Here is a 23,221-nt window from a genome sequence, read left to right on the forward strand (position 1 = left end):
GGTGACAGCGTCGCTGCTGCACGACGCTGTCACGATTCAGCCGCTTAGAAGTGCACTTTGACCAGGAAGCTTGCGGTGTTCTGGTCGGTGGTGAACCCGTCGGAATCCTTGATCCCGTACTTGTCTTTCCAGTAGTCGTATTCGAAACCGACGTACAGCTGCTTCGCGCCCAGGTGCAACGCCTTGCCCAGGTCGTACTTGACCTGCGGGTTGAAGTGCAGGTTGGCGTGGTATTCGCCGCGGCTGTTCACGTCGTTGTCGACCACCCAGTCCATGTAGCCGTCGATGAGGATGTCGGACGAGCCCACAGGGAGGGTGTAGGACCACACCGGGGTGATCTGCCAGACGTTGTCACCCGGTCGGCTGCCGTCGGTGGTGCGCTGGTAGAAGTTCAGCTGGAAGTAGTCGAAGCCCGGGATGGCCAGGTCGAAGCCCGGGCCGATCAGGTAAGACTCGGTGTCACCCTCGCCGAACTCGTAGGTCATGGCCAGCAGCACGTCCTTGACCGGGCCGAATTCCAGCTTCTGGTCGAAGATCTTGCCGAACGACAGGCGCGGGCTGAATTCACCGTAGTAGGTGTTGTCGCCGTTGTTGAAGTCCTTTTTGCCGTTGTAGAAGATCTTGTCGACGAAGAAGAAGTTGTCGCCGTACTTCCAGCCGTCGGCGTGCTCGAAGGTGACCGTTTGCTGGATTTCCGGGTTGACCTTGAAGTTCTTGCCCCACAGGTAGGTCAGGCTGTTGTTCTGCCACTGCAGCAGGTCGCCGGCGAAGGTGGTGCCGCAGGCCAGCAGGCCGCCCGCGAGAATCAGGCTGTTGATGGTACGCATTGCGAGAGTCGCTCCCTTGTTTTGATCTGTTGTCAGCGCTCGTACAGGCGCTGTTTTTGTCTTTTGAGTCAGCTTTTTTCGATAGGCCACAGCTGTTTGGCAAGAGCTGGGCCAACTTTTCCGGGTTGGCTACAGCGGTCCTGCTCGACTCGTTCTGAACGGATGAAAATGGGTATTTCAGGCTGGCAACACGTTGGCCAACCGCCCGAACTCATTGACTGAGCGGTCAGTAAACGCAGGCAGGATCCGTCCTGCCCCGATCGAGGGGGCGCGCAGATTACTGGCTTGCGCGCCTTGCCTCAAGTGCTCCTTCCTGAAGCACAGTGTTACAAACTTGTGCGTTCGGTCAGGTTATCAGAAATGCACCTTGATCAGTGCACTGGCCACGCTTTCGTTGCTTTGCAGATTGCCACGGCTGTCGATGCCGTACTTGTCCTTCCAGTAGCTGTACTCGAAGCCGACGTAGAGCTGTTTGGCGCCCAGGTTCAGGGCCTTGCCCAGGTCATACTTGACCTGCGGGTTGATGTGTAGGTTGGCGTGGTAGGTGCCGCGGCGGGTTTCGTCGTTGTCGGGCACCCAGTCCATGTAACCGTCGATCAGAATGTCGGATTTGCCCACCGGGACGGTGTACGACCAGCCCGGGGTAATCTGCCAGACATCGTCGCCAGGCCTGCTGCCTTCGGTATTGCGTACATAGAAATTGAGGGTGAAGTAGTTGAAGCCGGGAATGTCCAGGTCGAAGCCGGGGCCGATCAGGTAGGCCTCGTTGTCGCCTTCGCCGCTTTCGTAGGTCATGGCCAGCAGCACGTCCTTGATCGGGCCGAAGGACAGCTTCTGATCGAGGATCTTGCCGAACGACAGGCGCGGGCTGAACTCACCGTAGTAGGTGGTCACGCTTTTGTTGCGGTCAGGCTTGCCGTTGTAGAAGGTCTTGTCGACGAACATGAACGTGTCGCCGTACTTCCATTTGTTGGCGTGTTCGAAGGTGATGGTCTGCTGGATGTCGGGGTTGACCTGAAAGTCCTTGCCGTACAGATAGGTCAGGCTTTCGCCATGCCACAGCAGCCATTCGCCTGCATGGGCGGGGAGGGTGGCCAGCAGGCTGCTGCCCAGCAACAGGCTTGATGCGATGCACTTCATGTTGTGATTCCCGGACTTATTGTTTTTGTTGGCGGTTTTTTTGGCGCGCAGGCGCCCCGAGCGGCCCATTCCGGCGGGCCGACGGTGAAGCGGTTACTGCGGATATGAGCAGGGGCGGCAATCGCTGCCGCCCCGTCTGGCTCAATGCTGGTGACAGGCGTCGTTGTGCGCGGCGCGGTCGGCACCACCGAGGATGTTGAACAGCACGTTCAACACCAGGGCACTGACCGTGGCCATGGCGATACCGCTGTGGGTGATGGGTTCCATCCACTGCGGCATCTGCGCGAAGAACTCCGGCCGGACCACGGGGATCAGGCCAAAGCCGACGCTGACTGCAACCAGCAGCTGGTTGCGACGGTCACCGATGTCGGCTTCCTGGAGGATCTTGATCCCGGTGGCGGTGACCATGCCGAACATGGCGATGGACGCGCCGCCCAGTACCGCAGGCGGGATCGAGGCGATCAGGAAGGCCGCCTTGGGCAGCAAGCTGAGCAGGATCAGCAGCGCGCCGGCGACCACGGTGACATAGCGGCAGCGCACCCCGGTCATCTGCACCAGGCCGATGTTCTGGGCGAACGAGGAGTGGGTGAAGGTGTTGAAGAAACCGGCGACGAAGGACGCGCCGGCATCGCACAGCAGGCCGCGACGCAGCATGCCAGGCGTGACTTCACGGTCGGTCACCTTGCCCAGGGCGAGGAACATGCCCGTGGACTCGACGAAGATGATCACCACCACCAGGCACATCGACAGGATCGGTGCCAGGCTGAAGGTCGGCATGCCGAAGTGCAGTGGGGTCACCACTTGCAGCCACGGCGCCTCGTTCAGGCCGGACAGGTCGACCATGCCGATGGAGCCGGCCAGGATGTAACCCAGGCCCATGCCCACCAACACCGAGACGTTGACCCAGAAGCCGCGCATGAAGCGGTTGATCAGCAGGATCACCGCCAGCACCAGGCCGGCCACCATCAGGTAGATCGGCGAGCCGAAGGCTTCTGCCTCATGACCGCCACCTGCCCAGTTGACGGCGACCGGGAACAGCGACAGGCCGATCGAAGTGATGACGGTACCGGTGACCAGCGGTGGGAAGAAGCGCACCACCTTGGACATGAACGGCGCGATGATCATGCCGAAGAACCCGGCGGCGATGGTCGCGCCGAAGATCCCCTGCAGGCCTACGCCAGGCATGCCGGCCATGGCCACCATGCTGCCGACGGCAGCAAAACTGGCGCCCATCATCACTGGCATGCGGATCCCTACCGGGCCGATACCGAACGACTGGATGATGGTGGCGACGCCGGCGACCAGCAGGTCGGCGTTGATCAGGAAAGCGACTTCTTCACGGGACAATCCGGCAGCCTGACCGATGATCAAAGGCACGGCGATCGCGCCTCCATACATCAGCAGGACATGTTGCAGGCCCACCAGGATCAGTTGGAACAGGGGCAGGGGCTGTCGCGGCGGCGCCACTGGAATGTACGCCTTGCGTGACTCGGACATGCAGCACCTCGAGTTTTGTTTTTATTCTCGGATCCAAGCGCCAGGCCAGGGCCCGTGCGCTCGATGCTTGCTTGTTGCGTGTTTCTCGTAACTTGGGCCGGCAGTGCCGGCCCATTCGCGGCGCAAGGCCGCTCCCGCCAGGGCGCGCGGACGCCCTGCGGGAGAGGTGTATCAGTTGACCTGCGCGCCTTTGGCGATCCAGTCACCGACCAGCTTGCGCTCTTCGGTGGTCATCTGGGTGATGTTGCCCAGCGGCATGATCTGGCTGGCAACCGCTTGCGCCTGAATGCGCGCGGCCTGGGCCTGGATCTGCTGCGGGGTGTCGAACATCACGCCGGCAGGGGCAGCGCTGAACAGTGGGCTGGTCGGTTTCGACGAGTGGCACACGCTGCAGCGTTCCTGGATGACTTTGTGGATCTTGTCGAAGTCGCCACCGGCAGCCTGGGCGGTCGCCTGGGCCGGGGCTTGGGCCGGTGCGGCTGGCGCTTCGGCGGCCTTGGCGGCGTCTTCGGCACGCTGCTCGGCAGCGGTCTTGCCACCGACTGCAGTTGCCGGCAGTGGTTGGTACTCGACCTTCGCCGCAGCCTGCTCAGGCGCAACAGCCATCGGTTTAGGACCGGTGACGTAGGCCAGGCAGATCATCGCCAGAGCGCCGACCGGGAGGGTCCAGGCGTACTTGTTGCTGTCGTGGCGGGTGTTGAAGTAGTGGCGGATCAGAACCGCGGCTACTGCGATACCGGCCAGGATCAGCCAGTTGTACTGGCTACCGTAGGTGCTCGGGAAGTGGTTGCTGATCATGATGAACAGCACCGGCAGGGTGAAGTAGTTGTTGTGACGCGAGCGCAGCAGGCCCTTGGCCGGCAGTACCGGGTCCGGGGTCTGGTTGTTCTCGATCGCCGCCACCAGCTGGCGCTGGGCCGGCATGATGATGCGGAACACGTTGCCGACCATGATGGTGCCGATGATCGCGCCGGTGTGCAGGTACGCACCACGGCCGCTGAACACCAGGCTGAAGCCGAAGCAGGCAGCGATGATCAGGACGAACAGCACGGCACCGAGCAGGGCAGGGTGCTTGCCCAGCGGCGAGTCGCACAGGAAGTCGTAGATGAACCAGCCGGCGACCAGCGAACCGATACCGATGGCCACGCCTTCGGCACCGCTCAGGGTGCTGCCGGGTGCCAGCAGGTACAGGCTCGGGTTCCAGTAGAACACCACGCACAGCAGGGCGATACCGGACATCCAGGTGAAGTAGGCTTCCCATTTGAACCAGTGCAGGTTCTCGGGCATTTTCGGGGGTGCGAGTTTGTATTTCTCCAGGTGGTAGATACCACCGCCGTGAATCGCCCAGAGATCACCCGACAACCCATCGCGCGGGTTGCTTCGGTTCAGGTGGTTCTCCAGCCAGACGAAGTAGAACGATGCACCGATCCAGGCGACACCGGTGATCATGTGAACCCAGCGAATGCTCAGGTTCAGCCATTCGTGAAGGTGTGCTTCCACAGTATGTACCTCTGCCGATCACCTGAAGATGATCGACCTTTTCTTATTGGTGGGGATTGAGGATCAGCATCTGTTCCTCGGTGAAGTAATGCTCATCGCAGTTGTTGCCGGAACCACTGCGATCAACCACCAGGAAATCATCCCGCTTTTCGATCGTAAGCACCGGATGGTGCCAAACGCCGCGATGGTAATTGACGCCCTGCCTGCCGTTACTGCGGAAGGCTCGGACCAAGCCTGATACAGGTGCATCGCCAACTGGCGCGACCACGATCAGAAAGGGGTTGCCGAGCAGCGGAATGAAAGCCTGGCTGCCCAGCGGATGGCGTTCCAGCATGCGCACGGTCAACGGCATGTCCTGCGCGTCGGCGCGGAAGATGCTGATGATGGCGTTGTCTTCAGGCTCGGCGGTCTCGACCGTGGCGAGCTTGTGAAAGCGCATGGTCGAGCCGTTGTTGATCATGAAGTGGTCGCTGCCATCGGTTTCGATCACGTCTCCGAAGGGGGCGAAGGCTTCTTTGGTCAGGGGCTCGATCATCAGGGTGCGCATGCGGTTATCTCTTCTATGTTCGTTGTTCTGGATAAGGCTCTTACGTCGCGACGGCTTTTACAGCTGCAGCAGACGGAACAGGGCGATCAGGTTGATCTGCGCCAGGGCTTCCTTGAATTCGGCATCGGCGTCGTTGTGGATGCGTTTTTCGAAGGAGGCGAGGATCTGGTGCCGGTTGCTGCCCTTGACCGCCATGATGAACGGGAACTGGAACTTGGCCTTGTAGGCGTCGTTCAGTTCGGTGAAACGGGCGAACTCTTCGGCGGTGCACTGGTGGATACCGGCGCCGGCCTGCTCGTTGGTGCTCGATTCGGTCAGCTCGCCCTGGATCGCGGCCTTGCCTGCCAGGTCCGGGTGAGCGTTGATCAGTGCCAGCTGGTCTGCGTGGTTGGCGCTGAGCAGGATGTCGCTCATGCGCTGGTGCAGCGCCTCGATCTCGTCCAGTTCACCCAGTTGGCCCAGGTCATAGGCTTTTTCGGCGACCCACGGCGAGTGCTCGTAGATATCGGCGAAGACCTTGACGAAGGCGTCACGGTCCAGGGTGGATGGCTTGAGGGTCTTGAAGGCGGTCATCAGGCGTTCTCTTTCTTGTACGGGTGGGTGGTGTGCCAGTGGCGGGCGATGTCCACGCGACGGGCGAACCAGACCTGGTCGTGGCTCTTGGCGTAGTCGACGAAGCGCTTGAGCGCGGCCAGGCGCGCCGGGCGGCCGACCAGGCGGCAGTGCAGGCCGATGGAGAGCATTTTCGGTGCCTCGGCACCTTCGGCGTAGAGCACGTCGAAGGCGTCCTTGAGGTACTGGAAGAACTGCTCGCCGCAGTTGAAGCCCTGGACCTGGGTAAAGCGCATGTCGTTGGTGTCCAGGGTGTAGGGGATCACCAGGTGCGGTTTGCCGGTGGGGTTGTTCGGTTCCCAGTAGGGCAGGTCGTCGTCGTAGGTGTCGCTGTCATACAGGAAGTTGCCTTCTTCCATCACCAGGCGACGGGTGTTCGGGCCGGTGCGACCGGTGTACCAGCCCAGCGGGCGCTCGCCGGTCAGTTCGGTGAGGATGCGGATGGCTTCGAGCATGTGCTCGCGCTCCTGGGCCTCGTCCATGTTCTGGTAGTCGATCCAGCGGTAGCCGTGGCTGCAGATCTCGTGGCCGGCCTCGACCATCGCGCGGATCACGTCCGGGTGGCGCTGGGCGGCCATGGCCACGGCGAACACGGTCAGCGGCACGCCGCTGTCCTTGAACAGCTTGAGCAGGCGCCAGACACCGGCGCGGCTGCCGTATTCGTAGAGCGATTCCATGCTCATGTTGCGCTGGCCCTGCAGCGGCTGGGCAGCGACCATCTCGGACAGGAAGGCTTCGGACTCTTTGTCACCGTGCAGGATGTTGCGCTCGCCGCCTTCTTCGTAATTGAGGACGAACGACAGCGCGATGCGAGCGTTGCCCGGCCATTGCGGGTGAGGAGGGTTGTTGCCGTAACCGATCAGGTCGCGAGGGTAGTCAGCGCTCACTGCAGTCTTCCTTCTTGTGTGTTAGTGCGGGGTGGGCGGGCCGCGTCGGGATGTCGCACCACCGGATGGGCTGATTGTATACAACTTCTGAAATCTTTTGTAAGCCTGTTTTTCCGCATTTCTTCCCTTTTGTCGCATGAGAATGTATTGCAAGAAACCTGCCCAGTTGGTCAGCAATTACCATGGGGGTCTGCGCAGGCCTTGAATTTGCGACAAAAAGCATTGCGCGCAGGGGTGTGACAGATGGGTTTAAAAAATTGTGTACAATTTGCTGATGAAATGTCTTAATAACGTCATTCCCGCCCATCGCAGGCGCTTTGCCGTGGCGATGGCTGTGTATTTTTTGCCCACAGATTGAACAAGAGGCGACAAGCAATGGGACGTTTGACCACACACGTACTGGACGCCGCTCACGGCTGCCCAGGCAGCTCGATCAAGGTTGAGCTGTATCGCGTCGAAGGCCAGCAACTGGAGCTGGTGAACACTGCCCTGACCAACAGTGATGGCCGCGTCGACGCGCCACTGCTGCAGGGTGACGACTACCGTACTGGCGTCTATCAGCTGCAGTTCAGCGCTGGCGCCTATTACCGTGCTCGCGGCGTACAGCTGCCGGAGACGGCGTTTCTTGATGTTGTCGTGCTGCGCTTTGGCATCGACGAGAAGCAGGAGCACTACCACGTACCGCTGCTGATCTCGCCGTACAGCTATTCGACCTATCGCGGAAGCTAGTTGGTCGCTAGAAGAATCTTCGTAGGTCCTTTGGCCCGCTCTCACACTGGCGGGCTTTTTTTCGTCTGCTGGAAAGTGACGCAGCATGTACGCCGTGAGTGTTGCGGTGGGCATGAAATCGAGCGCCGCGCGGGCGGCGCTCGATCTCGATAACACTAAAAATCTACAGCCAAGCTATCGGCAGTCAGAGGAACACGAACTTGGCAATGAAGATCGCGCACAGTACCCACAGGCTGGCCGAGATGTCCTTGAACTTGCCGGTCCCGGCCTTCAGCGCCACATAGCTGATGAAGCCCAGGGCGATACCATCGGCCACCGAGAACGTCAGTGGCATCATGATCACCGTGACGATCGCCGGAATGCTGTCGGTGGCTTCGTCCCAGTTGATATGCGCCATGCTGCCCATCATCAGCATGGCCACGTAGATAAGCGCACCGGCAGTCGCATAAGCCGGAATCATCCCGGCCAGCGGGGCGAAGAACATCGCGGCGATGAACAGCAGGCCGACCACCACGGCAGTCAGCCCGGTACGGCCACCCGCTGCCACACCTGCGGCACTTTCCACGTAGCTGGTCACGGGCGGCACGCCGACCACGGCGCCGAACACGCTGGAAGCACTGTCGGCCTTCAGCGCTCTGGACAGGTTCTCGATGCGTCCGTCAGGTGCTACCAGGTTGGCCCGCTGGGCAACGCCCATCAGCGTGCCGGCGGTGTCGAACATGTGCACGAAGAGGAAGGCCAGTACCACGCTGATCATGCTGACGTTGACCACGCCCGCCACATCCATGGCCATCCAGGTCGGAGCCAGGCTTGGCGGCATCGACATCACCCCGCCGAACTTGACCAGGCCCAGGCCCCACCCGGCCAGGGTGACGCCGATGATGCTGATCAGGATCGCGCCGAACACACGCTTGTAGCTGAAGATGGCGATCAGCAGGAAGCACACGGCCGCCAGCAGCGGGCCGGGCTCGTGCAGCGAGCCCAGCTTGACCAGGGTGGCCGGGCTGTCGACGATGATGCCTGCGGTTTTCAGGCCGATCAGTCCGAGAAACAATCCGACGCCGGCCCCCATGGCATGTCGCAGGCTCACCGGGATGCTGTTGAGCAGCCACTCGCGAACCCGGGACAAGGTCAGGAACATGAACAGCACGCCCGAGACGAATACCGCCCCCAGCGCCGTTTCCCAGTTGTAGCCCATGGTGCCGACCACGGTGTAGGTGAAGAAGGCATTCAGGCCCATGCCCGGGGCCAGGCCCACCGGCCAGTTGGCGTAGAGGCCCATCAGCAGGCAGCCGAGTGCGGCCGCGATGCAGGTGGCGACGAACGCCGCACCGTGATCGATGCCGGCATCGGCCATGATGTTGGGGTTGACGAAGATGATGTAGGCCATGGTGATGAAGGTGGTCACCCCGGCGATCAGCTCGGTTCTGACAGTGCTGCCGTGTTGCTTGAGTTTGAAAATCCGTTCCAGCCAACTCGTTTCGAGTGGTGGAGCGAGATCCAGCGTAGGTGCGTCGGATTTGTTGCTTTCCACAGCGGATACTCCTCAAGTCTTTCTTGTTGTTCTTGGAGCCGGTGACCTGCGCATTGCACTTGGCGGCTCCGCGAGGGATGGCAGACGTCTGACACGTTTGTTGACTAGCGGGTCAAGAAGTTGCCCGATGGATTATGCTTTTGTGTACAAAGAAAGCAAATAATGTTTTATTTTTTGTGCGCACAATCCACCGCGCAATCGCTATATAGGTAAAAGCCTACCTGCAGAAACGGCTCAGCCTGTGTACAATGGCGCCATACTTTTCTTCGTGCTTCGAGAGCCCATGAACGAACAGCTGCAACCTCTGAAGAAACCTGCACGTGTCGGCAAGGCTGGCCGCAGTGGTACCCAGGACGATATCGTCTACGCGCATATCTTCGAGGCAATTCTCGAACAGCGACTGGCGCCGGGCACCAAGTTGAGCGAGGAAGCGCTGGGCGAGATCTTTGGCGTCAGCCGCACCATCATCCGCCGCGCGCTGTCGCGCCTGGCCCATGAAAGTGTGGTGCTGCTGCGGCCCAACCGCGGCGCCGTGGTGGCCAGCCCGACCGTGGAAGAGGCACGCCAGGTGTTCTTCTCGCGGCGCATGGTCGAGCGCGCGATCACCGAACTGGCCGTACAGCACGCCACGCTGGAGCAGCTCAACGAGCTGCGGCAGATGGTGCGCGAAGAGCGCGACAGCTTCTCCCGTGGCGACCGCGGGGCCGGTATCCGTCTTTCCGGCGAATTCCACCTCAAGCTGGCCGAAGCGGCTGGCAATGCTCCCCTGGTCAGCTTCCAGCGCAGCCTGGTGTCGCAGACCTCGCTGATCATTGCCCAGTATGAAAGCGGCAACCGCTCGCACTGCTCCTATGACGAGCACATGCAACTGATCGATGCCATCGAGGCGCGTGACGCCGAACAGGCGGTGAGCCTGATGATGCATCACATGGACCATATCGACAGCAAGTTGAACCTCGACGAGGAGAGCGCCTCGGACGACTTGCATGCGGTGTTCTCCCACCTCCTGAAGAAGCCCAAGGCGTCCGCCAAGGGTTGATCGTTTGCCTTGAATGAGCTGGGGGCCGCTTTGCGCCCCTTGCTGTTTCTGGCCTTTCGCCAAATCCCTGATAAATTTGCTAGTTGCAAACCCCTTTTCAATGTGGTTGGGCTTGCGCGGTTCGTGCGTTCAACTACCGAGGAAAAGGTCCATGACCATGTCTTTGGGTGTGCGTATGGGTGCCGAGCTTGTCGGTACCTTCTGGCTGGTGCTGGGCGGCTGTGGCAGTGCAGTGCTGGCAGCCAGTTCCCCGCTCGGCATCGGCGTTCTCGGTGTCGCCTTCGCCTTCGGCCTCACGGTCCTGACTATGGCATTCGCCATCGGCCACATTTCCGGATGTCACCTCAACCCTGCCGTGTCGTTCGGGCTGGTGGTGGGTGGGCGTTTCCCGGCCAAGGAGTTGCTGCCCTACGTGATTGCCCAGGTGATCGGGGCCATCCTGGCAGCGGCGGTGATCTACTTCATCGCCAGCGGCAAGGCCGGCTTCGAGCTGTCGTCGGGCCTGGCTTCCAATGGCTATGCCGATCATTCACCCGGTGGTTATTCGCTGGCGGCGGGTTTCGTCAGTGAAGTGGTGATGACTGCCATGTTCCTGGTGATCATCATGGGCGCGACAGATTCGCGTGCACCGGCGGGCTTCGCCCCCATCGCCATCGGCCTGGGCCTGACGCTGATCCACCTGATCTCGATCCCGGTGACCAATACCTCGGTCAACCCCGCGCGTAGCACGGGGCCGGCGCTGTTCGTCGGTGGCTGGGCCCTGCAGCAGTTGTGGCTGTTCTGGCTGGCGCCCCTGATCGGCTCGGCAATCGGCGGCGCGCTGTACAAGGGCCTTGCCCGGGAGCCGTAGTATCGATCTACCACTCGTCAGACCGGTAACGTCCTAGTGTCGGGGCTCTTATTACAGGAGCCCCCGATCATGGATTCATTGGACCTTTTGCTGGAAACCTTGCCGGTCACCGCCGAGCACGATGCACCCGGCGGGCCAGACGGCGCACAGCCAATCACCTTGCGCCTGCTGACATGGCTGGCCGATGCGCCACAGCCGGTAGTTTGGCTGAACGAGTTGGCCACTGCCCTCGCGTCCGCTCGGGAAGACACCGACGACTGGCACAAGGCATTGCCCGCTGAATGCTCGGCACATACCCGAGCGATCGCCAACGACCTGGCCAACTGGCGTGCAGCGACTGATGCGCTGCTGGACCTGCAAGCCCGCGAACATGAGGACTTGCTGGCGCTAGGGAGCCTGCCGCCGGGCTACCCCAGGCGAATCGCCGCACAGCATCAGGCCCTGCACCGCCAGCGCCTGCTCGAGTGTTACGGCGAGGATGCTCCATCTACTGCCACCCTGCAGGCTTGGCGAGTCGCCCAGGCGCAGCGCCACGTCGCCTGGCGCGAGGTCAACGCGATCGCGCTGCAGCCCGGTGCCAGTTGGAGCGCACAGCTTCAGCCGTTGTGTACCCATATCCAGGACGGCATGCGCGCCGAGGGCATCCTACAGGTCGAGGAAGGTCAGCTTGCGCAGCAAACCTGGCAACGACTGCTTCAGCCCGAGGCGGTGGACCAGATCACCTGGCTGGCCGTGCACCTCGGTGAACAGGCGTTGCCCGGCGTCTGGATCATGGTGGAGCAGGCTGCCTGGGCGTCAGGCCGGCGTGACGCGCCGATGTTGCTCTGGGTGCATGGTGAAGGCGGGGGCATGACCTGCCTGACTGATCGTCAGGCGTTGCTGGAGCGCTTGCTGTTCACGTTGGGCAGTGGCGCACTGGCTGCGACGGCCATGCTTGCGGACGAGTCACTCGAGGCCCGCTTCGAAGTCGTCAGCGACGGGTTGAACGGCTTGGTCGGGACCTTGGTACAGCGCTGGCAGGAATACCTCGAAAGCGAAACCGCGGACGTGCAGGAGTCTCGCTTGCAATTGGCCCGCGCAGCCCTGGCGATGCCCGCCGATACCTGCCGCCAGGCAGCCCTTGTGCAAGTCGAGCGGCAGTGGCAGGCCGATGCGTTGCTTGAGCAGGTGCCGCAGTGGGTCTTGTCGCGCAGTGACGACGAACGACAGGCCTACGCCCGCCAGTTGCTTGAGTATCACGCCAGTGCCTTGGCATTGGAAACCTGGCTGGATCTGCAGGCGCCAACGTTCTCCGATTGGGCCGGGGCGTTGCTCAAGGCGCGTATACAGCAAGATCTGGGTATCGAGCTTGCCGTTGACGAGATCGTGCTGTGGCGCCCTGATCCTTCGATGGATTTCAAGCTCCCCTATGTCCCCAGCACCCTTGCCGAGATCGCCAGCGAAGGGTTCGACCCCGACAGTGAGGATGAGCGCAAGCGCCTGGACATGGCCCGCTGGCATGTCCAGGCGATCGACCCAGACTACTTGTCGCGAGTGCTGGTCGAGCTCGACCCCCTGGGCCGGTACACGGAAAAACTGCGCAAGGTGTTCGACCCGGCCATCGCTGAGGACCCACAGCGCTTGCGCCACCCCTACCGCCTGGAGCTGCAGCTGTTGGCCACCAGTGAGCGCTGGCAGCGCAACCTGAGCGAAGAGGGCGGGCGGCTGCTGCGCGTTGCAGCCAAGGCGCAAACCCGTAAGCAGTTGCAGGATGCGGGGGTAACGCTGCACTGGTTGGTGATAACCGCCGTTGAAGAGCTGGGCGATTCAATCGGTGGTGCTGCTGCATTGGTCAATGCGGTGGGGCATACTCTGATCTATCTCCCAGGTGCCCCCCAAGCCTATCAGCTGATCGAGCGTGACAGCCTGAAGCAGGCACTTGAATCATTGACCTCTGCCATCGGTACCTGCGCGGACATGGCCGAGTATGTCGCCCAGCGTAGCGGCAATGATCCGCAGATGCTGCGTGCTTACCTGAACCAGGCCGTATCGCGGCGCTACGACGGTTACCTGAGCAGCAAACCCGTGCTGGGTCAGACGCTGGTCGATCTGCAATTGGCTGACCGCTGCAACCTGCTGATTGCCCAGGCCCGCGCCACCGGACGGAGTCAGGCCGGCATCGACAAGGACAACAACCTGCACAACCACTTGCGTCATGTGGGTTACCTGAAGGCTGCGCTGGGCGTGATCCCGGGTATCGGCACCTGGTACAGCGTGAGGCAGATCCATGACGGCGCCATGGAAATGGCCGATGCCTGGCGAAGCGGCGGCACCTCCGGGTTGCTGAGCGGTACGCTGAGCATCGTCTTAGGTGTGGTCGATATCCTGCTCACGGCACTGCCGGTTGGCGGTGGGCTTTCCGCACTGCGTCGCGTGGTGCGCAGCGTGGTCAGGCAGCGGATCGCCCGCCAGCCGCTTGCCGGCTACGCCGCCGGGCAGCCGCTGACGGGCGCGGAGGCCTTGAGCGGGGTGGACCTGAACACCTGGCGTCTGCATGGCAAGCAGTACATCTGGCAGGACGGACTGGCTTATGAGGTCTACCGGCGCAGCGATGAAGCGACCCTGCGCCTGCGTGCCACTGCCACTCGTAGCTACGAGGCGCCAGTGCGCCAGGATGGCGCGCGCTGGGTCATCCATGCCGACGTCGGCCTGCGCGGTGGCGGCGGCAAGTTGAGCGAGGCAGAACAACTGCTGGCCACGTGGGGGCCGAGCAGTACCAAGGGACCTCTGGCGGGCACCAACCGGGTTCAGGCCTTGGCCCGGGGTAGGCGGATTCTGGAGCGCTACAGCTTCAGAAATGCGAGCCAGGAGCTGGAATTCACCCATTCCCTCCTGCAGGATGGCGCATCGCCAGCATGGGCACGGCAGTACCTGCGGGAGGGCAGTGGTTCAACCAGTGCGACCCTGCCGAGCAATGATTGGCAGGCGGTACGCTGGACCATCAACCCAGGCGACGAGGTCGTCGACATGCGGGGTGGCCTGGTTACCGTGACCTTTGCCCGCGCCGCAGCGCAGCAGCCGGGCGTGCGCTTGCAGGGCCACTATTACCCAGTGCTGACGAGCGATTTCATTGGCGACACCGTCTATGTCTGGCCAAGAGGGAGGATGCCGGACAACCTCCGCCAGCTGGATGAGTTGATCGAGCAAGGCAACGGACCGGTTCGCATCAGCCTGGGCGGTAATGCTGTCGAGGCGCCCACGGTGCTGGGCGGTTTTGCACAAACCTTCGAGCAACGACTGGCCACACGCTTCTCGTCGATGGGTGAAGGCAGCCGCCTGGCGCTGGGCGAGGCGCTCTATCGCGGCGCCGATGGCAGTGCCGCCGGGTTGACCCAGACGCGCCTGCGGCGATTGCTGGAGCGGATTGACGATCCGAACCTGGAACCCTTGCACGCAATGTCGGTTACCACCCTGCACAAGGCCACTGCGCAGATGCGCTTGAGCTTCGGCAGCACGTATCCGCAGCTGTCATCGCGTCTGGGTGGCACGCAGTTCGATCAGCTGGTCTGGAACCTGGACGCGGCCGAACACGCGGCCTTGCGCCAGGTTGTCGACTCGTTGCACGCAGGGCCGGTAAGTACGGTGCTGCACAAGATTCTCACGGCCCGTGGCTATAACGTTCTGCACGTCAGCGGTGTAGCCGAACGGCATCTGCTGTTGTTCACCCGGTCGGGCCAGCGCCACATCTACATACTGTTGCAGCATCGTTCGTTGGGCCAGTTTTCGCTTCAGGGCAGCAACGGCCTGGTACTGCTCAGCGATACCTGGCTGGATGACCTGATCGCGACGGCTCGCGACCTGAAAATGGCGGCGGCACTGCGTTCGGCGCGCCAGCAGGGGGTGTTGCACCCGTTGCTGGGTGGGTTGTTGCTGGAGGGGTCGGATCGCACGGCGTTGGTGTGGCAGCGCGTGACAATGGCCGCGGCGGCAGAGGCGCAACTGCCAACGCTGCGCAATTGGCGTCACCAGCTGCGGCCACTGGCGGCAACCGACCGGGAGCTGGTGCAGGGTTCTGGTCTCTATGGCGCCCAGGACCAGGCCAGCGTACTCGGCGTAACGGTCGAGGGGCGCTTGCTGCCGGTATTTGCCACGGGGTCCGACAGCCGCATTCTGCTCAGCCGTTCGGCCGAACTGTCGACCCCGCTGGGTTTCGATGACCTGGAGCGCTGCGTGCGCGAGCGCTTTGGCGAGCAGCCATGGATGATCATCAGCGGCCGAGGCGGCTGGTCGGTTCGCCGGCCACTGTTCCCGATGCCGCTGAGTCTTCAAGTCAGTCGCGCCCGTTCGGGGCTTGCCCGGCAGAGTGCGCTGAACGCGGCGCGTCATCTATTCGAGCGCGCCCAAGGCAGTGATCATGCGCGTCTGCTGATGCTGGAGCAGGTCACGGCCAGTTGGGTGCACGGCACCACCGCCGTGGAAGAGCTGGCCGACCCCTTGCTGTTGCTCGCGGCGCAGCGGCCAACGGGGTTGGCGGGAGGAGGGGCTTGGCGCCTGGCACTCCCGCTGGACAGCGACAGCGCCACGCCGTTGGTCTATTACCTGAGAGCTACTGACGGCCATAGCCAAATCTTGCTGTCGATGGTCCGCGGTTCGCCCATGCGCCAGCATGCGTTGAGCGTGGTCGACGTGCTGCTCACGCGCTATGGCCTGACCTTGCAGCATCGAGCGGGACATATCGCCCAGTACCATCAGCAGGCGAGCAACCGGGTGTACCTGGTGGCGATGGGGGTCAGCGAGCAGGCTTCGGTGGAGTTCGCCCTGGAGCAGGGGCGCGCCGTGTTGTCCCAAGGCTGGATGGAGCATTGGCGGCGGGCATTGCCCAATGCTGCGTTGCAGAGCCTGCAGCGGGCCGGGGACAGTGGGCGCCTGGTGCGTCTGGCGGCGGTCTTGCGTCTGGAGGAGGGGCCGCACGTCGGCCAGGTCGCCTTGCAGCGCCTGGCCGACTTCTGAGACCTCAGCGCTGGTGCACGCAGCGCCCGGCGGCGTAGGTTTCGCGCACGGTGCGGTCGTCGCCCAGGGTGGTGAGCACGAACAAGGTCTCTTCGATGCTGCTGGATTGCTGGATACGGTAGTCCAGCAGCGGCGTGGCCTTGTAGTCGAGCACCACGAAGTCAGCATCGTTGCCCGGGCGCAGACTGCCGATGCGGTCGTCCAGGCGCAGTGCCCGGGCACCGCCGAGCGTCGCCAGGTACAGCGACTTGTAAGGGTGCAGGCGCACGTCCTGCAGCTGCATCACCTTGTACGCCTCGTTCAGGGTGTTGAGCAGCGAGAAGCTGGTACCGGCGCCGACGTCGGTGCCCAGGCCCACATTGACCTTGAAGCGCTCGGCCTGGGGCAGGTTGAACAGCCCGCTGCCGAGGAACAGGTTCGAGGTCGGGCAGAAGGCGATGGCCGAGCCGGTCTCGGACAGACGTTGGCATTCCTCGTCGCACAGGTGCACACCGTGGGCGAATACCGAGCGTTCGCCGAGCAGCTCGAAGTGGTCGTAGACGTCCAGGTAGCCCTTCTGCTCAGGGAACAGCGACTTGACCCAGTCGATTTCCTTGAGATTCTCGGACAGGTGGGTGTGCATGTACACGCCTGGGTGTTCCTTCAGCAACTGGCCAGCAACGGACAGCTGCTCCGGAGTGCTGGTCGGTGCGAAGCGTGGGGTGACCGCGTAGTGCAGACGGCCCTTGCCGTGCCAGCGCTCGATCAGCGCCTTGCTCTGGGTGTAGCTGGTTTCGGCAGTGTCAGTGAGGTAGTCCGGGGCATTGCGGTCCATCATCACCTTGCCGGCGATCATCCGCAGGTCGAGGCGCTCGGCCTCTTCGAACAGAGCGTTGACCGACTCCGGGTGCACGCTGCCGAACACCAGGGCAGTGGTGGTGCCGTTGCGCAGCAGTTCCTTGAGGAAGATCTTCGCGACCTCATCGGCGTGGGCCTTGTCGGCGAACTGTTTTTCGCAAGGGAAGGTGTAGGTGTTGAGCCAGTCCAGCAACTGTTCGCCATAGGAGCCGATCATGCCGGTCTGCGGGAAGTGGATGTGGGTATCGATGAAGCCTGGGGTGATCAGCGCGTCCTGGTAATGCACCACTTCGATGTCGGCATCCAGGGTCGGCAGCAGGTCGCTGGCATGGCCGAGGGCGCTGATGCGGCCGTCGTCGATCACCAGCAGGCCGTCCGCGAAGTACTCATGGGAAGCGTCCAGGCCCACCTCGGCCGGGTCGGCGATGCTGTGCAGGATGGCGGCACGGTAGGCTTTGCGGGTAAGGGTCATAACACACTCGTCAAAGGGCTTGGCTGCGCCGGGAGGGCGGCAGCAACTGGGCAATGGGGCCGGCGTTGACGGCAGCGTCGTGCTGGCCGAAGCAGGCGTTGTAGGTGGCAATGATTTCGGCGGCGATGGACACGGCGATCTCGATCGGCAGCTTGCCCTTGACCTCGGCCACGCCCATCGGGCAGCGCATGCGTGCCACCACGGCATCGTCGAAGCCGCGCTCGCGCAGGCGGTGCTCGAACTTGACCCGTTTGGTCTTCGAGCCGATCAGGCCGAACCAGGTGAAATCGTTGCGCTTGAGGATGGCGGCGGTCAGCTCCAGGTCGAGCTGGTGGTTGTGGGTCATGACGATGCAGTAGCAGCCGGCGGGCAGCTCGGCCACTTCGTCGACCGGTTCCTCGCTGACCACCTTGGTCACCCCGTTGGGGATGAGTTCGGGGAATTCCTGTTCACGCGAATCGATCCAGCGCACCCGGCAGGGCAGCGCGGCGAGCAAGGGTACCAGAGCGCGGCCGACATGGCCCGCGCCGAATACGGCGATCTCGGCCTGCACGGCGGCCATCGGCTCGAACAGCAGCACGGTGGCGCCGCCGCAGCACTGGCCAAGGCTGGCGCCGAGGCTGAAACGCTCCAGGTGCGGGGTGCTGCGGTGCTCCTCCAGCATCTGCCGGGCGATGTGCAGCGCCTTGTATTCCAGGTGACCGCCGCCGATGGTGTCGTACAGGCCGGTGGCGCTGACGACCATCTTCGAGCCGGCGTTGCGCGGGGTCGAGCCGCGTTCCTCGATGATGGTCACCAGCACGCAGGCTTCACCACGGGACTGATGGTCGGCGAGGGCGTTGATCCATTGGTGCATGGTGCAGATCCTCATGTTCAGGTGGCCTGTTCGGGCCCTATCGCCGGCAAGCCGGCTCCCACAGGTCACGCCTGTGTGGCTTTTTGTGGGAGCCGGCTTGCCGGCGATAAGGCCCGGACAGGCACCTCCAACCTCAGTGAGTCACGGTTTCCAGTTCTTCGTCAGGCTGCTGCTGCAGCACCGCCTGGCGCATCTGTTCGCAGCCCCACAGCACCCGCTCCGGCGTTGCCGGGGCATCGATGTTCGGCTGCACCTTGTAGTCGGCAATGCTGGCCACGGCATCCTTGATCGCACACCAGGCAGCGATGCCGAGCATGAACGGCGGCTCGCCCACGGCCTTGGAGTGGAACACGGTGTCTTCCGGGTTCTTGCGGTTTTCCACCAGCTTCACCCGCAGGTCCAGCGGCATGTCGGCCACCGCCGGGATCTTGTAGCTGGCCGGGCCGTTGGTCATCAGCTTGCCCTTGGCGTTCCACACCAGCTCTTCGGTGGTCAGCCAGCCCATGCCCTGGATGAAGCCGCCTTCGACCTGGCCGATGTCGATGGCCGGGTTCAGCGAATCCCCCACGTCGTGCAGGATATCGGCACGCAGCATCTTGTACTCGCCGGTCAGGGTGTCGACCACCACCTCGACGCAGGCAGCGCCGAAGGCGTAGTAGTAGAACGGCCGGCCACGCGCCTGGCTGCGGTCGTAGAAGATCTTCGGCGTGCGATAGAAGCCGGTGCTGGACAACGACACCTGGGCGAAATAGGCCTGCTGCACCAGTTGCTCGAAGCTGACGATCTGGTCGCGCGCCCGCACATGGCCGTTGCGGAACTCCACGTCCTCCTCGGTCACGTTGTAGTGCCGTGCGGCGAATTCGGTCAGACGTTTCTTGAGGATCTCGGCAGCGTTCTGCGCCGCCTTGCCGTTCAGGTCGGCGCCACTGGAGGCCGCGGTCGGCGAGGTATTGGGCACCTTGTCGGTGTTGGTGGCGGTGATCTGGATGCGGCTGAAATCGACCTGGAAGATCTGCGCCACCACTTGCGCCACCTTGGTGTTCAGGCCCTGGCCCATCTCGGTGCCGCCGTGGTTCAGGTGGATGCTGCCGTCGGTATAGATGTGGATCAGCGCACCTGCCTGGTTGAGGAAGGTGGCGGTGAACGAGATGCCGAACTTCACCGGGGTCAGCGCCAGGCCTTTCTTGAGGATCGGGCTGTTGGCGTTGAAGCGGCGAATCGACTCGCGGCGCTCGGCGTAGTCGCTGCTGGCCTCGAGCTCCGCGGTCATCTCTTCGAGCATGTTGTGCTCGACGGTCTGGTAGTAGTGGGTGACGTTGCGCTCGGTCTTGCCGTAATAGTTGGCCTTGCGCACGGCCAGTGGGTCGCGGCCCAGGTGGCGGGCGATGTGGTCCATCACCTGCTCGATGGCGACCATGCCTTGCGGGCCGCCGAAGCCGCGGTAGGCGGTGTTGGACGCGGTGTTGGTCTTGCAGCGGTGGCCATGCACGGTGGCATCGCCCAGGTAGTAGGCGTTGTCGGAGTGGAACATGGCGCGGTCGACGATCGAACCGGACAGGTCCGGGGAATAACCGCAGTTGCCGGCCAGGTCGAAGTTGATGCCGTGCAGGCGGCCATTGTCGTCGAAGCCGACGTCGTATTCGACATAGAACGGGTGACGCTTGCCGGTCATCATCATGTCTTCGACGCGTGGCAGGCGCATCTTGGTCGGCTGGCCGGTCAGGCGCGCGATCACCGCGCACAGGCAGGCGGGGCTGGCAGCCTGGGTTTCCTTGCCGCCGAAGCCGCCACCCATGCGGCGCATGTCCAGCACCACCTTGTTCATCGGTACGTCGAGCACCTCGGCGACCAGCTTCTGTACCTCGGTGGGGTTCTGCGTGGAGCAGAAGACGATCATGCCGCCATCTTCGGTGGGCATTACCGACGAGATCTGCGTCTCCAGGTAGAAGTGTTCCTGCCCGCCGATGTGCAACGTGCCCTGCAGGCGGTGCGGGGCGCTGGCCAGGGCCGTGGCCGAATCGCCGCGCTGGTGGGTGTGGCTGTCGAGCACGAAGTGTTTCTTGCGAAACGCTTCGACCACGTCCAGTACCGGTTCCAGGTCTTCGTACTCGACGATTGCCGCCATGGCCGCGCGGCGGGCGGTGTCCAGGTCGCCAGCGGCGACGGCGAGCACCGGCTGGCCGAAGAATTCGACCTTGTCGATGGCCAGCAGCGGGTCGCCAGCGACCACCGGGCCGATGTCCTTGAGGCCGGGAATGTCTTCGTGGGTGATGACGATGCGCACGCCTTCGAAGGCGTAGCACGGCGTGGTGTCAATGCGCAGGATGCGGGCATGGGCGCGGTCGGCGGTGCGTGCATAGACATGCAGTTGATTGGGGAATTCCAGGCGGTCGTCGATGTACACCGCTTCGCCGGCCACGTGCTTGTCGGCGCTGTCGTGCTTGACGCTGCGGCCGACCCCGGTGGTCAGGTCCTGGCTGAACAGTTCGGCCATCTCGGCCTGGCTCTTGACGGCGTGATGGTTAGACATAGTCGGTCACCCGAGTTTCGATGTACGGCGTTTGCAATTCGATGAAGTACTTGCGCAGCAGGTTCTGCGCGGTCAGCAGGCGGTATTCCTTGCTGGCGCGGAAGTCGCTGAGCGGGGAGAAGTCCTCGGCCAGGGCCTGGCAGGCACGTTCGATGCTGGCCTGGTTCCACGGCTTGCCGCGCAAGGCAGCTTCGCAGGCACGGGCGCGTTTCGGGATCGCGGCCATGCCGCCGAAGGCAATGCGCACACCGCTGACCACGCCGTCTTCGATGCTCAGGTTGAAGGCGCCGCACACGGCCGAGATGTCGTCGTCCAGGCGCTTGGACACTTTATAGGCACGGAAGGCCCAGTCGTTGCTGGCGCGCGGCACGATGATCTTCTCGATGAACTCACTGTCCTGGCGGGCGGTGATGCGGTAGTCGATGAAGTAGTCCTCCAGCGCCATGCTGCGCTGGCGCTCGCCCTGGCGCAGGACGATCTGAGCATCCAGGGCGATCAGCAGGGGGGGTGAGTCGCCGATCGGCGAGGCGTTGCCGATGTTGCCGCCGAGGGTGCCCTGGTTGCGGATCTGCAGCGAAGCGAAGCGGTGCAGCAGGTCGCCGAAATCGGGGTATTCCTCGTTGAGCGCGCCGTAGCAGTCGGTGAGCGGGGTGGCTGCACCGATTTCCAGGTGGGTGGCAGTCTTTTCGATGCGCTTGAGCTCGGCGACGTGGCCGACGTAGATCATCACCGGCAAGGTCTTGTGGAACTGGGTCACTTCCAGCGCCAGGTCGGTGCCCCCGGCCAGCAGACGTGCCTCGGGGTGCGAGCTGTACAGGTCGGCCAGATCGGCCACGGTCAGCGGCACCAGGCAGCGTTTGTCGCCACTGTTGAGCTCGCCGGTCTGGGTCGGGGTGATGGCCTTGAGGCGGCTGATGGTTTGCGCCTGCTGCGCATCGAACTGGTCGCGGCAGGGCTGGCGGCAGCTCTGCTCGGCGGCGTCGAGGATCGGTCGGTAGCCGGTGCAGCGGCACAGGTTGCCGGCCAGGGCTTCCTGGGCCTGGTGCAGGTCATGACCCTGACTGTTCTTCTGCAAGGCGAACAGCGACATCACGAAACCTGGGGTGCAGAAGCCACATTGCGAGCCATGGCAGTCGGCCATGGCCTGTTGCACGCTGTGCAGCTGGCCTTGGTGCTTGAGGCCTTCGACGCTGATCAGTTGCTTGCCGTGCAGGGACGAGACGAACGTCAGGCACGAGTTGAGGCTGCGGTAACGCAGGCTGTCCTGGCCCTGTTCGTCCTGGATCAGCTCGCCCACCACCACGGTGCAGGCGCCGCAGTCGCCACTGGCGCAGCCCTCTTTGGTACCAGGTTTGCCCAGGTGCTCGCGCAGGTATTGCAGCACCGTCATGTTCGGGTCCAGGGCGTGCTCACTACGCAGCTCCTGGTTGACGAGAAACTGGATCACGGGGAAGGCCTCGCAATGGTTTTATTGTTGTTGAGCGGACAATAAGCAGACCTGACGAACTGGTCAATATTTTTCTGACTTTTAAGTCAGGAAAATGCGCATGCCTACGCCCGACCGAACACACTGCCGATATATCAAGCATAGATCGCGCCGCCCGGAAGGCTGGGCGGGGGGCCAAATAAAGCGCCATGCCCCTCTGCGCGAGGGCCGGGCAAGTGCGCTACAATCCGCCACTTGTGCCCAGTTCAATGATTTTGAAGGAAAACCATGACGTTCAAGGCGCCGGACAGCCTCTCCGAGCAGATTGCCGACTACCTGGCCGAACGCATCATCCGGGGCGAACTCGCGCCCGGTGAGCGTATCCAGGAACAGAAGGTCACCCAGGCGCTGAATGTCAGCCGTGGCTCGGTGCGCGAAGCGCTGTTGATCCTTGAACGTCGACACCTGGTGGCTATCCTTGCGCGTCGCGGCGCCCACGTGACCCGGCTCGACGAGCGCAGCGTGCGCAGTCTGTGCGCCTTGATGGGCGAGTTCTACATCCTGCTGGGCAACGCCGTTGCACAAAAATGGCGCAGCGACGCCGACCTGCGCCCGTTCCTGGAAATCCAGCAGCGCTTGCAGGAGGCGCTCGAGCAGCAGGACATCAAGGCCTTCGTCGCGGAAAGCTTCGCGGTGATGCGTGCAGCCTACCCCTTCGCCGACAACCCGTACCTGCAGGAAACCGTGGAAAACCTGCAGCCGGCCATGAGCCGTGCCTATTACCTGGCCCTGGATCAGCGCCAGGCCAGCATGGTCGACTACCTTGAGCTGTTCGCCCGCCTGCTCGACGCCGTGGTCGCCCGCGACCTGCCGCGCATCCGCGAGGTGCTCACCGCCTACTGCCAGCGCAGCTGCGAACTGGTGCTGGCGGCGCTGGCCCGAGGCTGAC

At 63.0% G+C, this 23,221-nt stretch carries 17 protein-coding genes; 5 read left to right on the plus strand and 12 right to left on the minus strand.

The annotated features are described in order from the left end of the window. Positions 1–44: 44 nt before the first annotated feature. From PPL01S_RS06260 to puuE, 7 genes are all read right to left on the minus strand, one after another. Complete coding sequence (locus tag PPL01S_RS06260; protein ID WP_016393765.1) at positions 45–827, minus strand: outer membrane protein OmpK; 783 nt, start codon at positions 825–827, stop codon at positions 45–47. A 354-nt stretch (positions 828–1,181) separates the two neighbouring features. Next, complete coding sequence (locus PPL01S_RS06265) at positions 1,182–1,967, minus strand: outer membrane protein OmpK (RefSeq protein WP_028625119.1); 786 nt, start codon at positions 1,965–1,967, stop codon at positions 1,182–1,184. A gap of 141 nt (positions 1,968–2,108) precedes the next feature. Continuing rightward, the gene (locus PPL01S_RS06270) at positions 2,109–3,464 is read right to left on the minus strand and encodes a nucleobase:cation symporter-2 family protein (RefSeq protein WP_016393763.1); all 1,356 of its coding nucleotides are present in this window, start codon (positions 3,462–3,464) and stop codon (positions 2,109–2,111) included. Positions 3,465–3,635: 171 nt separating this feature from the next. Then, positions 3,636–4,964, minus strand: coding sequence for a urate hydroxylase PuuD (locus tag PPL01S_RS06275; RefSeq protein ID WP_016393762.1), 1,329 nt, complete (start codon positions 4,962–4,964; stop codon positions 3,636–3,638). Between the two features lie 43 nt (positions 4,965–5,007). Further along, the gene (locus PPL01S_RS06280; protein WP_016393761.1) at positions 5,008–5,511 is read right to left on the minus strand and encodes an ureidoglycolate lyase; all 504 of its coding nucleotides are present in this window, start codon (positions 5,509–5,511) and stop codon (positions 5,008–5,010) included. A 57-nt stretch (positions 5,512–5,568) separates the two neighbouring features. Next, a complete protein-coding gene (uraD, locus tag PPL01S_RS06285) occupies positions 5,569–6,084 on the minus strand; it encodes a 2-oxo-4-hydroxy-4-carboxy-5-ureidoimidazoline decarboxylase (protein ID WP_016393760.1) in 516 nt (171 codons plus the stop codon). Then, entirely contained in the window at positions 6,084–7,010 is a 927-nt protein-coding gene (gene puuE, locus PPL01S_RS06290; RefSeq protein WP_008091642.1) for an allantoinase PuuE, read from the minus strand. The genes uraD and puuE overlap by 1 nt, the downstream gene beginning before the upstream one ends. Before the next feature lie 375 nt (positions 7,011–7,385). On the opposite strand from puuE, the gene uraH reads away from it, so the two are divergent. Further along, the gene (gene uraH, locus PPL01S_RS06295) at positions 7,386–7,739 is read left to right on the plus strand and encodes a hydroxyisourate hydrolase (RefSeq protein ID WP_016393758.1); all 354 of its coding nucleotides are present in this window, start codon (positions 7,386–7,388) and stop codon (positions 7,737–7,739) included. A gap of 184 nt (positions 7,740–7,923) precedes the next feature. Here the strand turns inward: uraH and PPL01S_RS06300 are convergent, their stop codons facing one another. After that, positions 7,924–9,273 carry an NCS2 family permease gene (locus PPL01S_RS06300; RefSeq protein ID WP_028625118.1) on the minus strand — a complete coding sequence of 450 codons (1,350 nt, stop codon included), beginning with the start codon at positions 9,271–9,273 and terminating at the stop codon, positions 7,924–7,926. A 283-nt stretch (positions 9,274–9,556) separates the two neighbouring features. Between PPL01S_RS06300 and PPL01S_RS06305 the strand changes: the two genes are divergently transcribed. The 3 genes from PPL01S_RS06305 to PPL01S_RS06315 all read left to right on the plus strand — a co-directional run bounded on the left by PPL01S_RS06305 (position 9,557) and on the right by PPL01S_RS06315 (position 16,151). Then, complete coding sequence (locus PPL01S_RS06305; protein ID WP_016393756.1) at positions 9,557–10,312, plus strand: GntR family transcriptional regulator; 756 nt, start codon at positions 9,557–9,559, stop codon at positions 10,310–10,312. A gap of 151 nt (positions 10,313–10,463) precedes the next feature. Then, positions 10,464–11,162, plus strand: a complete 699-nt coding sequence (gene aqpZ, locus PPL01S_RS06310) for an aquaporin Z (protein ID WP_028625117.1) — start codon at positions 10,464–10,466, stop codon at positions 11,160–11,162. Positions 11,163–11,231: 69 nt separating this feature from the next. After that, complete coding sequence (locus PPL01S_RS06315) at positions 11,232–16,151, plus strand: dermonecrotic toxin domain-containing protein (RefSeq protein ID WP_028625116.1); 4,920 nt, start codon at positions 11,232–11,234, stop codon at positions 16,149–16,151. Between the two features lie 4 nt (positions 16,152–16,155). Here the strand turns inward: PPL01S_RS06315 and guaD are convergent, their stop codons facing one another. The 4 genes from guaD to xdhA all read right to left on the minus strand — a co-directional run bounded on the left by guaD (position 16,156) and on the right by xdhA (position 22,293). Continuing rightward, positions 16,156–17,460 (minus strand): guanine deaminase, encoded by a 1,305-nt coding sequence (gene guaD / locus PPL01S_RS06320; protein ID WP_016393753.1) that lies wholly within the window; start codon positions 17,458–17,460, stop codon positions 16,156–16,158. 10 nt (positions 17,461–17,470) lie between these two features. Beyond that, the gene (gene xdhC, locus PPL01S_RS06325) at positions 17,471–18,316 is read right to left on the minus strand and encodes a xanthine dehydrogenase accessory protein XdhC (RefSeq protein ID WP_016393752.1); all 846 of its coding nucleotides are present in this window, start codon (positions 18,314–18,316) and stop codon (positions 17,471–17,473) included. A 133-nt stretch (positions 18,317–18,449) separates the two neighbouring features. After that, positions 18,450–20,846: a xanthine dehydrogenase molybdopterin binding subunit gene (gene xdhB / locus PPL01S_RS06330; RefSeq protein ID WP_016393751.1), complete on the minus strand. Its 2,397-nt coding sequence runs from the start codon at positions 20,844–20,846 to the stop codon at positions 18,450–18,452. After that, positions 20,839–22,293: a xanthine dehydrogenase small subunit gene (xdhA, locus tag PPL01S_RS06335; RefSeq protein ID WP_016393750.1), complete on the minus strand. Its 1,455-nt coding sequence runs from the start codon at positions 22,291–22,293 to the stop codon at positions 20,839–20,841. The genes xdhB and xdhA overlap by 8 nt, the downstream gene beginning before the upstream one ends. Positions 22,294–22,560: 267 nt before the next feature. On the opposite strand from xdhA, the gene PPL01S_RS06340 reads away from it, so the two are divergent. Then, entirely contained in the window at positions 22,561–23,220 is a 660-nt protein-coding gene (locus tag PPL01S_RS06340; protein ID WP_016393749.1) for a GntR family transcriptional regulator, read from the plus strand. Position 23,221: the final 1 nt, after the last annotated feature.

It is taken from the genome of Pseudomonas plecoglossicida NBRC 103162 = DSM 15088, from assembly GCF_000730665.1.
GTDB lineage: Bacteria > Pseudomonadota > Gammaproteobacteria > Pseudomonadales > Pseudomonadaceae > Aquipseudomonas > Aquipseudomonas plecoglossicida.

Coding starts and splice junctions, on each gene's coding strand:
- PPL01S_RS06260 (WP_016393765.1), bottom strand. CDS start 827: ATGCGTACCATCAACAGCCTGATTCTCGCGGGCGGCCTGCTGGCCTGC.
- PPL01S_RS06265 (WP_028625119.1), bottom strand. CDS start 1,967: ATGAAGTGCATCGCATCAAGCCTGTTGCTGGGCAGCAGCCTGCTGGCC.
- PPL01S_RS06270 (WP_016393763.1), bottom strand. CDS start 3,464: ATGTCCGAGTCACGCAAGGCGTACATTCCAGTGGCGCCGCCGCGACAG.
- PPL01S_RS06280 (WP_016393761.1), bottom strand. CDS start 5,511: ATGCGCACCCTGATGATCGAGCCCCTGACCAAAGAAGCCTTCGCCCCC.
- uraD (WP_016393760.1), bottom strand. CDS start 6,084: ATGACCGCCTTCAAGACCCTCAAGCCATCCACCCTGGACCGTGACGCC.
- uraH (WP_016393758.1), top strand. CDS start 7,386: ATGGGACGTTTGACCACACACGTACTGGACGCCGCTCACGGCTGCCCA.
- PPL01S_RS06305 (WP_016393756.1), top strand. CDS start 9,557: ATGAACGAACAGCTGCAACCTCTGAAGAAACCTGCACGTGTCGGCAAG.
- aqpZ (WP_028625117.1), top strand. CDS start 10,464: ATGACCATGTCTTTGGGTGTGCGTATGGGTGCCGAGCTTGTCGGTACC.
- PPL01S_RS06315 (WP_028625116.1), top strand. CDS start 11,232: ATGGATTCATTGGACCTTTTGCTGGAAACCTTGCCGGTCACCGCCGAG.
- guaD (WP_016393753.1), bottom strand. CDS start 17,460: ATGACCCTTACCCGCAAAGCCTACCGTGCCGCCATCCTGCACAGCATC.
- xdhC (WP_016393752.1), bottom strand. CDS start 18,316: ATGCACCAATGGATCAACGCCCTCGCCGACCATCAGTCCCGTGGTGAA.
- xdhB (WP_016393751.1), bottom strand. CDS start 20,846: ATGTCTAACCATCACGCCGTCAAGAGCCAGGCCGAGATGGCCGAACTG.
- PPL01S_RS06340 (WP_016393749.1), top strand. CDS start 22,561: ATGACGTTCAAGGCGCCGGACAGCCTCTCCGAGCAGATTGCCGACTAC.